The 14,441-nt window shown below is 52.3% G+C and carries 14 protein-coding genes; 4 read left to right on the forward strand and 10 right to left on the reverse strand.

Annotation, left to right across the window (positions count from 1 at the left end):
- The first annotated feature begins 35 nt into the window (after window positions 1-35).
- On the forward strand, window positions 36-722 hold the full coding sequence (locus SH668x_RS00785) for a nucleotidyltransferase domain-containing protein (protein WP_437186795.1): 687 nt from the start codon (window positions 36-38) through the stop codon (window positions 720-722).
- A gap of 40 nt (window positions 723-762) precedes the next feature.
- Here SH668x_RS00785 and SH668x_RS00790 read toward each other — a convergent pair whose 3' ends face one another.
- From SH668x_RS00790 to SH668x_RS00820, 7 genes are all read right to left on the reverse strand, one after another.
- Complete coding sequence (locus tag SH668x_RS00790) at window positions 763-1,824, reverse strand: integrase core domain-containing protein (protein WP_437186796.1); 1,062 nt, start codon at window positions 1,822-1,824, stop codon at window positions 763-765.
- 817 nt (window positions 1,825-2,641) lie between these two features.
- Entirely contained in the window at window positions 2,642-3,031 is a 390-nt protein-coding gene (locus SH668x_RS00795) for a hypothetical protein (protein ID WP_437186797.1), read from the reverse strand.
- A gap of 8 nt (window positions 3,032-3,039) precedes the next feature.
- Window positions 3,040-5,010 (reverse strand): amylosucrase, encoded by a 1,971-nt coding sequence (locus SH668x_RS00800; RefSeq protein ID WP_437186798.1) that lies wholly within the window; start codon window positions 5,008-5,010, stop codon window positions 3,040-3,042.
- Between the two features lie 199 nt (window positions 5,011-5,209).
- Window positions 5,210-7,399: an HAD-IIB family hydrolase gene (locus tag SH668x_RS00805; RefSeq protein WP_437186799.1), complete on the reverse strand. Its 2,190-nt coding sequence runs from the start codon at window positions 7,397-7,399 to the stop codon at window positions 5,210-5,212.
- A 214-nt stretch (window positions 7,400-7,613) separates the two neighbouring features.
- Window positions 7,614-8,474: a transposase gene (locus tag SH668x_RS00810; RefSeq protein ID WP_437186800.1), complete on the reverse strand. Its 861-nt coding sequence runs from the start codon at window positions 8,472-8,474 to the stop codon at window positions 7,614-7,616.
- A 316-nt stretch (window positions 8,475-8,790) separates the two neighbouring features.
- Window positions 8,791-9,195, reverse strand: coding sequence for a transposase (locus SH668x_RS00815; RefSeq protein ID WP_437185516.1), 405 nt, complete (start codon window positions 9,193-9,195; stop codon window positions 8,791-8,793).
- Window positions 9,195-9,590, reverse strand: a complete 396-nt coding sequence (locus tag SH668x_RS00820) for a transposase (protein WP_437185515.1) — start codon at window positions 9,588-9,590, stop codon at window positions 9,195-9,197. Before SH668x_RS00820 ends, SH668x_RS00815 begins: the two co-directional genes overlap by 1 nt.
- A gap of 278 nt (window positions 9,591-9,868) precedes the next feature.
- On the opposite strand from SH668x_RS00820, the gene SH668x_RS00825 reads away from it, so the two are divergent.
- Together SH668x_RS00825 and SH668x_RS00830 are read left to right on the forward strand one after the other, a co-directional pair.
- Window positions 9,869-10,339 (forward strand): hypothetical protein, encoded by a 471-nt coding sequence (locus SH668x_RS00825; RefSeq protein ID WP_437186801.1) that lies wholly within the window; start codon window positions 9,869-9,871, stop codon window positions 10,337-10,339.
- A gap of 228 nt (window positions 10,340-10,567) precedes the next feature.
- Window positions 10,568-11,377 carry an IS5 family transposase gene (locus SH668x_RS00830; RefSeq protein WP_437186802.1) on the forward strand — a complete coding sequence of 270 codons (810 nt, stop codon included), beginning with the start codon at window positions 10,568-10,570 and terminating at the stop codon, window positions 11,375-11,377.
- 69 nt (window positions 11,378-11,446) lie between these two features.
- Here SH668x_RS00830 and SH668x_RS00835 read toward each other — a convergent pair whose 3' ends face one another.
- Both SH668x_RS00835 and SH668x_RS00840 read right to left on the reverse strand, forming a co-directional pair.
- A complete protein-coding gene (locus SH668x_RS00835) occupies window positions 11,447-11,734 on the reverse strand; it encodes a transposase (protein ID WP_437186803.1) in 288 nt (95 codons plus the stop codon).
- A gap of 95 nt (window positions 11,735-11,829) precedes the next feature.
- Complete coding sequence (locus SH668x_RS00840) at window positions 11,830-12,204, reverse strand: transposase (RefSeq protein ID WP_437186804.1); 375 nt, start codon at window positions 12,202-12,204, stop codon at window positions 11,830-11,832.
- Window positions 12,205-12,454: 250 nt separating this feature from the next.
- Here SH668x_RS00840 and ycaC point away from each other — a divergent pair, with 250 nt between their 5' ends.
- Window positions 12,455-13,078, forward strand: a complete 624-nt coding sequence (gene ycaC / locus SH668x_RS00845) for an isochorismate family cysteine hydrolase YcaC (protein WP_437186805.1) — start codon at window positions 12,455-12,457, stop codon at window positions 13,076-13,078.
- A gap of 211 nt (window positions 13,079-13,289) precedes the next feature.
- Here ycaC and tdh read toward each other — a convergent pair whose 3' ends face one another.
- Window positions 13,290-14,321, reverse strand: a complete 1,032-nt coding sequence (gene tdh, locus SH668x_RS00850; protein ID WP_437186806.1) for an L-threonine 3-dehydrogenase — start codon at window positions 14,319-14,321, stop codon at window positions 13,290-13,292.
- Between the last annotated feature and the right edge of the window lie 120 nt (window positions 14,322-14,441).

The raw sequence follows: 14,441 nt of genomic DNA on the forward strand, positions 1-14,441 counted from the left end.
CACTTTTGGTAACTCAATCATGGAAATCAGAGCCTATGAAAATCAACTCGGGCGACACCATTGCCGGCTATTCCATCCTCACAATCCGGCATTTGGTCAGAAAGTGCCGCGGTTACGGCTTCTATCCCGAACTGGTCGCTAAGAACCTTGAGGTCACGCAGGAAGAGGCCGAAAATGTCGTCATGGAACTGAATAAGGCGGGTTTAATCGAAAAGATGGAGGGCGATGACAATGCCTGGACTGTGACGATCGCTGGCAATGCCTTCGCCATGTCCTCCACTGCGACGCGACTTCGAAGGAAAAGTTGCGATCGTGTCATGACCGCGTTCTTGGACCGAGTCGAGGCTGCCCGGGACATGCCCTTCGCAGTTTGCGTCGAGGAGGTTTATCTCTTCGGAAGTTACGCGAGAGGGGAAGAAAGGCCGAGTGACATAGATCTCTACATCAAATTGGCACACAAATCTGACGATCGCGAGGAAAGATCTCGCCTCTTTCTTGAGCGGAAAAAAGTTGCGATTCGAAATGGACGAAGATTTGGGAATATCGGCGAAGAAGCTTCGTGGCCTTGGACGGAGATCATGCTGTTTCTCAAGAAACGTTCCCGTGCTCTATCGATCTCTACGCTTGACGACTGGGTCAAGGATGCTGAAGGGGCAATACTGGTCTATCGATATCCTGATATACGATTGAATCCGCCGTATCCTGAAACCAGTTCGGTTTGAACTTCTCTGGCCTGGCACCATACGTTGTCCAGCATTTGATTCATGCTGCCTTGCGATGGAATGAATGCACAAGCCCACCGACGAACGTCCGCACTTCGACCTCGTCGACGCTGAGTTTGTCGATCTCTTCCGGCTCGGTTCTCACCGGTGGCAGATGATCCCGCTCCATGTGGCTGCGGTGATGGTTGTAATAGTCTGTGAACGACATCAGGAGATAATCCAGATGCCGCTGACCGAAGATGATGAATCGGGACAGCGCTTCGAGCTTGATGGTCCCGATGAATTTTTCGCATCTGCCGTTCAGATTCGGCGATGCCTTGGGCAAGGGATTGGTCCGCAGGCCCCGGGATTTCAACGTTTCCGTGAATTCCTTGGTGAACTTGGTGTCCCGGTCGTGCATGACGATCTGGGGCTTCGTTTCCCGGTTTGAAGTCCGATCCAGAAACATCCGCGTCTGCTCCGCCACCCATGCCGAATTCGGATGTTCGGTGGAGGTGGAAACAATCACTTCGCGTGTGGTCATACACAGCCAGACAAGGACATACATCTCCTTCATGCCCCGCATCGTCACGGTTTTGACGCTGAAGAAATCACAAGCCCACAACGTCTCTTTGTGACGATCAATGAAATTTTTCCAGGTGTCGGTTGTTCGGTCCGGGCTGGGATTGATCCCTTCCTCTTTCAGAATGTTGCGGACCGTTTGTCGGCTGATCTTCTTGATACCCAGTTTCCGGATCTCTCCGACGATCCGGGTCAATCCGAAGTTTGTGACGGCCGCGATCTGCAAGACTAGCTCACGCAGCTCCTGTGGCTTTCGCTGGCCACCCTTAGGGTTCTTCTTTCGCTTCGGCTCCCCTTCCTCCCGCAGCCAGCGATAGAACGTGGCTGGTGAGACGATTGTGATCAGCTCCTCGATGGCCCTGCCAAGCGCCTTACCGAATTTCAGCAGCCGTTCCCGTTCATCTTTTCGTGTGTGGATCTGGCCAGGAACGCGCGCTCTGAGAATCCTGTTCTCCTCTTTCAGAAACTGGATGTATTTCGCCAGCTCCCGGTCGGTGACCGAGGCAATCAGGGCCAGCAATGGGTGGAAAATCAGGCTCATTTCGCTATTGTCTCAATCTCTAATCTGGAAACGTCTTACACTTCCGTTGTACCCCACTATGTCATTGGAAACTGCTCTCGCAGACGGACAAAAATCGAGCCGGCTTAAAGGCTGCCTAGCGATGCCGTGAGAGGCAATACGACCGACAAGATCGGTCCTTCTGAAGGGGAGCCTCAGGGGTTCGGAGAAACGCCTGCCAGCGACAAAATTGTGGCTCTGGTATCCACGCTCAGAGCAGGCCAGGCATCGATCAGACGCAGCAGCGGAGCGTCTGGAACTTGCAGATCAGCGACAGCGTTGAACAAACCGTGTCGATCTTTCCTGCAACCGGGACTGCAACCCGATTTCTCGCTCTGACGCAAGCCCTTGATACGGCAATTCGTTACAGAATTCGCCAAGCCGTCTACGGAACCGTTCCTGAAAGAGATTGTCAAGCGGGAGAGAGTTTTCCTGGTGTGAGTCTGTAAATCGAGCGGCAAAGTTCTGGGCTTTGTTTCGAAGTTCATGTTCTGTGGGCTGGATTGCGTTTTGTCTTGAGTGATCATCTCACCGGTTGTCGTTGCTACGGGATGTTGCAATCGTTCTTGTCGGATGCGATTGCTCCACACACATTCCTTCGCGAGGCACGATCCATGAGAATCATGGATCGCTCTGCTGCATTGAGCAGACGCAAAATTATCGAGATGCGAATTCCTCTCCGAAAAGCCTACTCCATTCAAAGGGACGTGCCTGCCTGCTGGACCTGTTCGTGATCAGCAGCGACATCCACGGTTCCGTACGAGTTGGACTGATCGGGAGGGATCTCAGGCGATGTCACTCACCTGGATCGAACAACCGGGGTGGACCTGGAAGTAATTGGTCTCCTTTGATTCAGGTTGGAAGGATGATGACGCATCGATTCTGTCTGCTCAGGCTGTGGCAATGGCTCGACACTCAAAGCCAGTTTCCGGAGTTCACCGATAATCCGTGTGTATCCAAAGCCTGTCGCCTTGGCGATCTGGATGACCAGTTCTCGAAGTTCTCGCGGCTTCCGCGGTCCTCCTTTGAGGTTCTTCTTCCACTTGGGCTCCCCCTCATCGCGCAGCCAACGGTAAATCGTGGATGGACTGACAATCGTCAGCAGTGACTCGATGGCCCGTCCCAGTCGCTTCCCCAGTGCCAGCAGACGTTCTCCGTACGGATCAATGCAACATAGATTTAAACACATCTATTTCGTTATTTTCGAGGAACTGATAGGACAGCGAACTGGTAGGGTTTCAGCAGCAACTCCTGGATTGCAGTAATGAATTGACCTGAGACAAGATCAACAATTGTCTTTCTCAACCCCAGTAGACGGAGATGGCGACCTTCCACTCTCTGTGGCGACTCAGAAACGTTTGCCAGGCAAAGGACGCTGTGATCATTGTTGGTCCGAAAGTAGCCAAAGATATGATTGTTCCCGGTGTCGACAAATTCGGTCTCTGCGGTATTGAATGATACGTTCTGCTGGCGAAGTTGAATCAAACGCAACAACCCCTGATGGACTCTCCCGGGAACGGTTGACATATCATTTCGTAATGCGGCCTGCTCCCAGTCGAATTTGCCGCGGTGAACCCAGCGAGAATCAGCCTGTTTGTCGATGACGTTATGAAATCCATAATCATTCAGCATGGCAATTTCATCTCCCAGATAGATTAAGGGAATACCGCCGATCGTCATAATCACCCCATGGACGAGCATGATTCGATCAATCGCCAGTTCAATCAGCTTTGGATCATTGGCTTCAATCGCCTGTTCCAATCCACACAAGGAAGCGCATGTTCCAGAAACGCGAGCATCACCGGTCTGGCGATCTTCCTGAAAGGGAATTCCACGTGCGAACGAACCTTCAAAAATTCCGGTGTAGAACTGAGTCAAAAATCGGCGATGTTTCAAAGGATCGAAACCTGCAACTTCAACATCATCATCAGAGAATGCCCAGCCGATATCGTCATGACAGCGGATATAGTTCACCCAGTCACATTCCGGCGGAATAGTGAAGCGTCGCTGCATCGCTGACTTCAGCAACTTCACTTCCCGTGTGGCGAGCGAGTTCCAGAGTACGGCCATTAATTGGGGATTGTATGAAAGCTGGCATTCCTTCACGCCGATATACTTCCGCACTTCGTCGGGATGAACAATTGCTTCTGATTTAAACAGCATTGCAGGGGCAGCGATCCGCACGAGAGAATTATACGCCTGAATAATCCAATGAGCCTGAGGAAGGTTTTGGCAGTTTGTCCCTTCTTTTTTCCAGAGGAAAGCCACAGCATCCAGCCGAAGAATTTCGACTCCCTGATTGGCCAAGAACAACATTTCTTCAAGCATGTGGCTGAAAACAAGCGGATTCTCGTAGTTCAGGTCCCATTGATAATTGTGAAAAGTTGTCCAGATCCACTTGCCAATCCGACTATGGTAAGTGAAAGAACCGGGGTGCTCATCAGGGAAAATCTCCGGCAACGATTTCTCGAAGCGGTCCGGCATCATTCGATCCGGATACATTCGATAAAACTCCTGATACTCTGTCTCACCGGCGAGTGCTCGTTGTGCCCAGTCGTGTTCATCCGAGGTATGGTTAAACACGAAATCAATCACAATCGAGATCCCGTGCCTGCGGAGTTCTGTCGCCAGTTGTGCGAGATCTTCCATAGTGCCCAAAGCAGGCTGAATCTCCCGATAACTACTGACCGCGTATCCCCCGTCGTTATCTCCATTCGGGACTTTGAATGGTGGCATCAAATGCAGATAGGTGATGCCGAGTTCTTTGAGGTACCAAATCTTTTCCCGCATCTGTTTGAGATCGCCGGCAAAGAGATCCACGTAACACATTGCACCGACCATCCTATTAGAAGTGAACCAGACTGGATCCGATTCACGAAGAGCGTCGAGAGCCTTCAACTCATTTGGGCGATCAATCCAGAACTGAGCTGCAGATGCGAGAATGCATTCCAAGTGGTAGAAGAAGTCGTATTCTTTCCCATAGAGGACAAACAGTCGCTGAAACAGAAATGAGAATTCTTTCTTTAGCCTACGATTGAAAGCATCCCATTGCGGAGGGGCAAGCTTGGCAGAAAAACGTTCTTCCAGACGAGGAAGTATGCGAGCAAGCGCCGTTCGTTCCCTCCCCAGATTCTCTTCAATCCTGTCGAATGGGGTTGCCTCGGACAACACGATTCTCCTCTCACTTTGCAAGCTCAATCTGTTTAGCAGTTGGCATCTTATGGATACAATTTAAACCCGCTTGCCAGTGATTGTGTTTCGCGAATGATGCGACAAACAAGTTGATGAGCTTCGTCGCCGCACTTCTATAACCTATCGATCAGCGTGTGCTCTGAATCATTGACACTGCAGAAATTGCCTTCAAAACTTACTCTTTCGCTACTTCCACTGGGTTCACCAGTAGGCCGTAGTTCTGCAATCCTTCGATTAATCCATTTGCATACTGTCCGTCTGCAAAATAGACCATATGCGGCGAACTTCGAAGTGCGTCCAGTTCCGAGGAATAATTCCCTACAACAATGCCAGCTGTCCGGCCATTGAGCATATCCAAGTCGTTTCCAGAGTCCCCCGCCGTGGCAATCCGTTCCAGAGGAATTCCCCACTTTTGTGAAAGGTACCTGACTGCTTTCCCCTTGGAGGCCCGATGCGGCAAAATGTCTACATAACTGTTGTGAGAGACGATCAACGAATAAGCGGCCCCGGTCTCATCAAGTTGCTTGCGGATCAACTCTGCGGGGTCGGAAAGCTCAACCGACTCTTCTAAATGGTAGCTGATCTTAAATTCTCGCTGTGCGGTTGCTTCTGTTTGCAGCTTTAACCATGGCACCTGATCGAGTGCCTGATGAATTCGTTCCGGATGCCATCGGTGACGCAGTCTTGAGCTCCAGCCTCGATCCGGAGTCAAAGACCTTCCGTAATAAATCTCTGCGCCGACCGATGAGACTATGACATCAATCTCATCAATTCCGTATTTGTCAAGAACTTCCTGAACGAGTTCCAGTGATCTCCCGGAGGCAACGCCAAAACCGAGTCGACCACGTTGCTCTTTCAGAAACTGAAGGAGTCGTTCCAGCGCATCGTCATCCCCCAGAAGTGTGTTATCGATATCGGTCACCAACATGGCATCCAATTCCCTTAACCTGTTACCGACTGCAACCTTTCCCACAGCAGGCACTGATTTTCCTGGAGCAGCAACGACATCTTTGATGATCGTCAAAAAGCGTTCACAGTGTGACTCCCACGTATAATGCGCAGGGACAAGGTTAATCCCATGATTTGAGCACTGCGTCCACTGCTCCTGATCTGTCAGCAGATCCAAGAGTGTATCGGTCAACTCTTGCTGTTGATGAACGTCGACAAGTCGGCCACTTTTACAGTTCTGAACAATATCCTGTGGTCCTCCGTTATGGGTTCCCACAAATGGCAGCCCGGTCGCGGACGATTCGATAAACGTCAGCCCAAAGAGCTCGACATATGCGGTGTTAACGAACACTCCGCGTGACGCGGCGGCAATGCGATACAACTCCGGAACATCCAACTCTGAGTCGTGCTGCTTGGGAACGGCCATCTTCCCATAGAGATCATAGCGATCCATCATCAGCAGGATGTCTGTCAGAACCTGTCGCTCATTCTCGGGCATCGATTCAATATTGTCTCGGATCCCCGCGAAAATTGCGAGGTTTGCAATCGCCTGAAGTGACTTGGACTCACCGTATGCTTGAATGAGTGCCTGAATATTCTTGCGCCGATCAGGGCGACAAAGAGCCAGTATAAGCGGCTTTTCAGGAGTGAAGAGAAATCGATTGAGGGACTGTTCCATCCCCATTCTCGCCTGCTTGAATTTCTCATCAATCCCCTGAGGATTGAGCTGGTACTCATAGTACGGGAAAAAGCGGACGAGATCTGTTCCGGGAGGGATGACTTCGATTCGGGTTTCATCATCTCGATAATACTTTTCGTATCCAATATCCCGTTCGTGCTTCGTGCTGCAAATCACCAGGTCAGCGGCAGCTAGGCAATCCTGTTCAATCTGAATGCGATAATCGATCGCCAGGACTTCGTTTGCCTGCTGCTGGCTCCAGCCTTCTTCAAGCAGATAGTCCAGCTTGGGTTTTCCGAGAGAGTGCCCTGTGAACACGTAGGGGCACCCCCAGATTGAAGAGACTTCGCGAGCCACATAACCCGCATCCGCATAATGACCGTGAACAAGTGACGGTGCTTTCCCGGACTTTTGAGTATAGGTGACCATTCGGTCTACAAATTCATCCAGAAACGGCCAAAGTCGTTCTTTGCGATAATATCGACCGCCACCACACGGCAGACGCACAATCTGGCAGTTCTCGCCCAAGGATTCGAATTGCTCTCCATAATCAGAGGAGACTCGCTTATCGCGAATTCGTCGGGTAAAGAGATCTACTTGCGTGACATGAGGTGATCTGGCCAATTGTTGGGCAAGTTCAATCACATAGCGAACCTGCCCTCCTGTGTCTGCGTCACGGCCCATTTCAATATTTTGTCCGCGGACGAGCCCATGCAGACTGACCAGCTGCAGGTACATTGATTCTCCTTCCTTGCTTTGAAGTCATTCCTCTCAAGAAAGAAACGAGAGCAAGCGAAAAGTAATGCGTTTTCAACTGCCGGAAGAGACATCAATTCACGGCGGCTTCTTCAGGGTAAGCGATCAAGTTTCATCTGACCACCCCTACTTGGTCAGATCGGAAACTAGAGCTGGTTTTGCTCTGTTGAAAGGCCTGTGAGTTATTGTGTTTCACCTAACGCCTCAGGGCGTAGGCCAGGACTCGGATCGCTGCTTCCACAAACAAGCTTCGCTCACTCCGGGCTGAGAGGGCGTTTCCGGTGGTGCGTTTGAGCCCACTCAGGTACGATTCCACCAGCCAGCGTCTGCCGTAGCCTTTCTCCTTGAGTGTTTCTGCAGTCATTTCGGAGCGATACATTCCATTGAGCCCACCATCCGTTCGGTGCACAGCAGGGTTGATCACGCTGTCCACCTGCCAATCCTCCCGGCAGAACCGATGGACCCATTCGGCATCGTAGCCTGCATCGGCAAAGAGAGTTTTCGGCTGCGAACTCGTCGCCGCCTTGGCCAGCACTTCAGCTGCTTCAGCCTTGTCATTGCAGGGCCCCCAACTCACCGCCAGTCCGCTGGGAATCAGTGATCCGGCCAGTACACACACGGACAATTTGACGTACTTTGTCCGCTGTTTTCCGCTGCAAGACTGGAAGTGAGCACTCGCTGAGCTCGTCTCCATGCCTGTGGAATCGATGGCGGCTTCTTCTGCATCCAGTGCAAACTTCTGGACCAGTTCATGCAGCATCGCGTCGACGATCTCCAGCACGCTGGAGCGGTCAGCGAACTTCTTCAGCGTCGAATAATGCGGCAAGGACTTTAGCCCCAGACGGTCACGCAGGTCACTGGAGACTTCCAGAACCTCGATCACACCCCGGTAGGTTGCCTTCAGGTACGCCCGCAGAATCAGGCAGGTGAGAAGCTGCTCCTGAGTAAACTTCTGGGGACTGAAGCGGTGCGAATAGGGAGCGACGTACTTGCGGGCGATCCGCATTGAGAGTGAAGTGACTTCCAGCAGGATATTTGTAGGTGATGACTCGCTCATGCAACCTCTTTTAGCGCGACACAATCGAACATTCAAGAGACGTTTTCAACAAGGCAAAACCAGCTCTAGTCCCCACGGAGTCGCCAAGCGAATACACCAGTGCGAACTGGACCAATCGAGCGAAGTGAAGTCTGTGAAAACAGCATCAATTGTCACTACATGAAGCCGTATAGTTGCTTGTTCAAATGTAGTCAATTCAAACAATTCATTACTTGTGAAACCAATGGAACGAATTGTGTGAGATCTACGCGCAGGGCGGTCTCCTTCGTCAATCGTTTCAATCCCGTCTATTCTATTTAGAGCCGGCGGACAAAACTTAATCGGCGTTGAGGAATCGCCAGGTGATCAGTGAGTTAGCGATGTCATGAAACGCCTGAAAGATCTCTTCCCGCCTGTCCCAGCGAATCCGGATTCGACGGAACTGCTTGAGCCAGGCGATCGTCCGTTCAACGGGCCAGCGGCTGCCGCCTAGAGAAGAGGCCTGTCGCGTTCCGCGCTTGGGGATGTGCGTTTCAATCCCGGCCACGGCGAGAAGATCACGGGTGGTCTGGCAGTCGTAGCCCTTGTCCGCGATCACGCTACGGGGACGGTCCAGTGGCCGTCCTCGCTTGCCACCAATCTTGGGAAACTTCAGAAACACCAGCGGGAGAAGTTGTCTCAGATCAGGGACATTGGCAGCAGTGAGCGTGTTGGCCAATGGAATCCCGTTGTGAGTGGTCATCAGGTGCGACTTGCTGCCGCAGCGGCCGCGGTCTGTCGGATTCGGGCCGATTTTTGTCCTCCCAGCGGGGACTTAATCAACCCAGCATCGATGAGCACGTCGGCCAGTTCTAGGCGACCAGCGGCGTTGAGCTGCGTGAGGAGGTGGCGATGAATGTCTTGCAGGACTCCCAGATCGATCCATTGGCGAAGCCGCCGGTAGCAGGTCTTGTAAGAACAGCCCAGCTCCAGTGGCAGGTCTTCCCAGGCGATCCCAGTCTTGAGCACAAACAGAACGCAGGTGAAGACGGTGCGGTTCTCCGCAGGAGGTCGGCCCCCTTTGGGAGAGAACTCGTAGGTTGGGAAGAACGATTCGATCTCGTTCCACAAATCATCACTGAGCAATTGGCCAGCCATGTCGGTTCCTCCATGAACAGAAAAACCAGACCTTCCCACAATCCTCAAAACGTGCCAAGATCAGTTTTGTCCGAACGCTCTAAGTAAAACTTCATAAAACTCTGTAAAATCTGGAAATCGTGGCGATCGATCGCCACTTCCTTTCGATCTTGCAACACTCTTTAGCACCGACGACTTCCGTCGATATCCAGTGATTTTCCACGTAAAATGTTGGAAGACCTACGGAACCAAGAGATCGGTTTTTTGTATTCTGAGAGAGATTAAAAGGGGCCAAATCCATGAGCGGGCTAATTAGTTTCAATTGCGATTCCTGTGGTCAAAAACTCAACATAAAGGCGGGCAAAGCAGGACGAACGGTCTCCTGCCCAAAATGCTCAAGTGACATTGATGTTCCAGATCCGTTGGCGAGAGAGGAGGTCCTGAAACGCAATCGACTACAACCTGCCACCACTGACACCAACACGAAGTCCTACGAAAAGAACCGTCGATTCGCGTTGCACTACATCTCTGTCACTGAAGCCGCTGTTTCCATCTCCTGTGCTATTTTGGCGATGGGCTGCATATTCATTGGCGTAACAAGGGCTGGCAACCACCAAGCAGGCGACAGCAACCTAGTAGCAGGTGTCGCGATTGCTATCGCTGGACCGATCTGGGCGTACGTATCTGCCAGCTCTTGGCTGCTGCTCACAAGCTCCGTGAGATTGCTGGTCGACATGCACTTCAAAATGTGCATTGAAGCCAGCGAGTGATCAGCTCAATCACCTCGCGGTGAGTCGCGACAACAGAGCGTTGCTGGAGCGAGCCATGAATGACTCCGCTCCACAGAAACATGGATTGATTGCAAAATAGAGAGCCACCTTAATGCCCTGCCTCTGACCCGATTCATAACGCATCATTGCGTCATTTGCTTGCTCCTACACAGTAAACACTAGAGTCTGTTATGGACTTAAGTGTTGGTTTTGAAGTAGTTTCCGTGGATGAGCAAGCCCCGGATGCCTTACCCCAGTGACGTCACGGACGACGAATGGGCCTTTTTAGCCCCCTATTTGGCGCTGGTGAAAGAGGACTCGCCGCAGCGGGTTCACTCCCTTCGAGCCGTGTTCAATGCCATGCGGTGGCTGGTACGCACCGGGGCGCAGTGGCGGTTCATGCCCCATGAGTTCCCGCCTTGGCCCGTGGTCTATCAGCAGGCTCGCCGTTGGCTGGAGGCTGGCGTGTTTGAGCACATCGCTCATGACCTGCGGGAAGTGGCTCGCGTGGCTCAGGGACGCGATGAGCCCCCCTCAGCAACGATCTTAGATGCGCGAGTCATCCAATCCACTCCCGAGAGTGGTGCCAGAGCCGGTTACGATGGCGGCAAACGGCGGAAGGGCTCGAAGGTTCACGTGGCCATTGACACGCTCGGGCACCTTCTCGCCTTGAAAGTGACCCCAGCCAATGAACAGGAGCGAGCCCAGGTTTCCGACTTATGTGTCGCTGTGCAGGAGGCGACTGATCAGGCCATTGAAGTCGCCTATGTGGACCAAGGTTATACTGGCGAGAACGCGGAAGAGGCTGCCGCTGAGCAGGGAGTGGAACTGCGCGTCGTGAAACTCCCTTATGCCAAGAAAGGATTCGTATTATTGCCACGTCGATGGGTCGTGGAGCGGACCTTTGCCTGGCTAGGACGATCACGGAGGCTGGCACGTGACTACGAACGACTGGCAGAAGTCTTGGCCGGATGGCACTGGGTGGCCATGGTCACACTGCTGCTCAAATACACGCCGATCGTCGTCCAGAGTTCATAACAGGCTCTAGAGCGCCTTTTATAACCTACTGAGTGTGATGAGGGCACAGGCGAGGTGGATCCATCCCGTCTAACGCAGCATTGTGGCTTCGTAGCGGATGATGATTCCGCGAAAATTGTGCAGCCAGCTGTGGGTTCGCTCGACCTTGTAGCGACGTTTGTATTTGCGAACAGATCGTCCGTCCTGAGTCGGCCTTCTCTTGCGGCCTTTCCGATGCGGGCAAACCAGCTCAATTCCACGCTCTTCCTGCAACTGCTTTCGCAGCCGATCGCTATCGGCAGCATTGTCGTACAAGAGGTGTGCTGGAGCTTTTCCGGGGATCTGCAGGTTGTCCAGCAGCGGCTCGATCAGTTTCACTTCGCTTCAGTTGGCGGCAGCAAAGTAGACTCCCAAGAGGAGTTCCTTCGGAATCAACGATGTCGACAACCTTGCAGCCATTGCCGCACTTGGTCTTACCGACCTGATCCCCCTTTTTTCGCCCGAAGGAACCAGGCATCCGCAGCAGTTTTTTTCCAATCGATCCCCTGCAGGTCTTCCAGTTCCATCAGCAGCGAGTACCACAGGCCCTCAAAGATGCCCCAGCGAGTCCACTCATCGAAGCGACGCCTGCACGTGCTCGATGAAGGGAAGCACTTTGGTAACTTTTCCCATTGGCAGCCTGTCAGAAATACAAACAAAATCCCTTCCAGACAGGCCCGCTGAGAATGCGGAGGAGGTCCTCCCTTGGGTTGGGAGAGTGGTTGCGGAATCAGATGTTTGATGCGATCCGATTGTGCGTCCGAGAGATACATGTTGCCAACAAGGTCAATCTTCCGCGAGCAGGGCAAGACTGCTCCGCACATCAAGCGAAAGCGGACCCCCAGATGGATGGTCGAGCAGCAATTGATTGAAGACGCAATTCAAAGGCAGCCCGATCTGACGCGGAAGGATCTCAATGGGGGACGGCGGTATTTTCTCCGATTTGATGAACAGGGCTGGAATTGTCGTGCCCTCCGATGTCATGCTCTTTCTAGAGGACAATTGTCGAAGGCATCATCTTCGACACTCGAAGACAACAAGGGACATGAAAGCGCCGAAATGAGCAGTTCATTCAAATACCGACGACTCGACAAAAATGACGTTGCCGTTCTGCTGGTCGACCACCAGTCAGGGTTGTGCAACATCGTTGGAGACTTTTCTCCTGACGAGTTCAAAAACAACGTGCTTGCGTTGGCAGACGCTGCGAAATACTTCAACCTCCCGACCATTCTGACGACCAGTTTCGAAACGGGCCCGAACGGACCACTGGTTCCAGAATTGAAAGAAATTTTTCCAGACGCCCCGTATATCGCGCGACCCGGTCAAATCAATGCTTGGGATAACGATGACTTCGTCAAAGCAGTCAAAGCAACAGGGAAGAAACAGCTGATCATCGCTGGCGTCGTGACTGAAGTCTGTGTTGCATTCCCTACTCTGTCAGCACTTGAGGAAGGATACGAAGTCTTTGTCGTGACTGACGCTTCTGGAACTTTTAACAAGACGACTCGCGATGCCGCATGGAGCCGCATGGAGCGTGCGGGAGCGCAGCTGATGACATGGTTCGGTACGGCGTGCGAACTGCACCGCGATTGGCGAAACGACGTGGAAGGTCTTGGAGCACTCTTTTCCAACCATCTTCCAGCCTATCGTAATCTGATTACAAGCTACTCAGCTCGCCAGTAAATCTGAGTTCAAATGCACCAATAGCCGATTCCCCATGAAGGAATCGGCTATTTTCATTTCACACAGAAGATGTGACTATCCACTCGCTCTTCGACCGTAAGAAGTTACTGCCTAGAGCGATCTCACGAGAGTGTGGCGTTCCGGCGGCGATAAACGCAGCGTTTGAACGAGTTTTTGCCCCCTTCGCCGCCACACACACCTGAGACAGGGGCTAGAACGTCGTCCAGTCGAGAATCACTTTTCCGGACTGACCAGAGTTCATGGCTGCGAATCCTTTTTCAAATTCGGCAGCTGGGAAGCGATGGGTGATGACCTCAGAGATGTCGAGTCCGCCCTGCAGCATGACGGTCATCTTGTACCAGGTTTCATACATCTCTCGGCCGTAAATTCCTTTGATCGTCAGCATGTTGAAGATCACGATGTTCCAGTCAATCGCGATCGGCTGGGACGGAATTCCAAGCATGGAGACTTTGCCGCCGTGGGCCATGTTGGCAAGCATGTCCTGAAACGCAGTGGCATTTCCAGACATTTCGAGTCCGACGTCGAACCCTTCTTTCATGCCAAGTTCTTTCTGGACGTCCGCAAGTTTTTCGTTGCGAACATCGACGGCTTTGGTCGCTCCCAGTTTTTTGGCGAGCTCAAGACGCCACGGATTGACGTCAGTCACCACGACATATCTCGCACCAGCGTGCTGTGCAACTGCGGCGGCCATACAGCCAATCGGACCTGCTCCCGTAATCAGAACGTCTTCCCCGAGGAGGTCGAAAGAAAGAGCAGTGTGGACTGCGTTTCCGAAGGGATCAAAGATAGAAGCGATTTCTTTGTCGATTCCCGGGGCATGATGCCACACATTCGTTTGTGGAACCGCGATGTATTCAGCGAACGCACCAGGGCGATTCACCCCGATCCCCTTCGTGTCCGCACAGAGATGTCGCCGGCCAGCGAGACAGTTTCGGCAATGCCCGCAGACAACGTGCCCTTCTCCACTGACGATCTCGCCAGGGTAGAAGTCGTGAACATTGGAGCCAACCTCGATCACTTCTCCGACGAATTCGTGACCGACGACCATCGGGACCGGGATCGTCTTTTGCGCCCAAGCGTCCCAGTTGTAAATATGTAGATCGGTGCCGCAAATGCCTGTCTTTTCGACACGGATCAGGACGTCGTTGATCCCCAGGACAGGTTCAGGAACATCTTCCAGCCAGAGGCCCACTTGAGAGTGCCGTTTGACAAGAGCTTTCATTTTTGATCGCTACCAAACAGAGGAATGTGATGATGAGAGTGGAAATAAAATTCGATAAGAAGACCGCCAAGTTTCAATGAAACTCACTCGAAATTTTGTGAATCGGATCTCGTCTCAGAA

This window comes from Planctomicrobium mucosum, assembly GCF_051466335.1.
GTDB lineage: Bacteria > Planctomycetota > Planctomycetia > Planctomycetales > Planctomycetaceae > Planctomicrobium.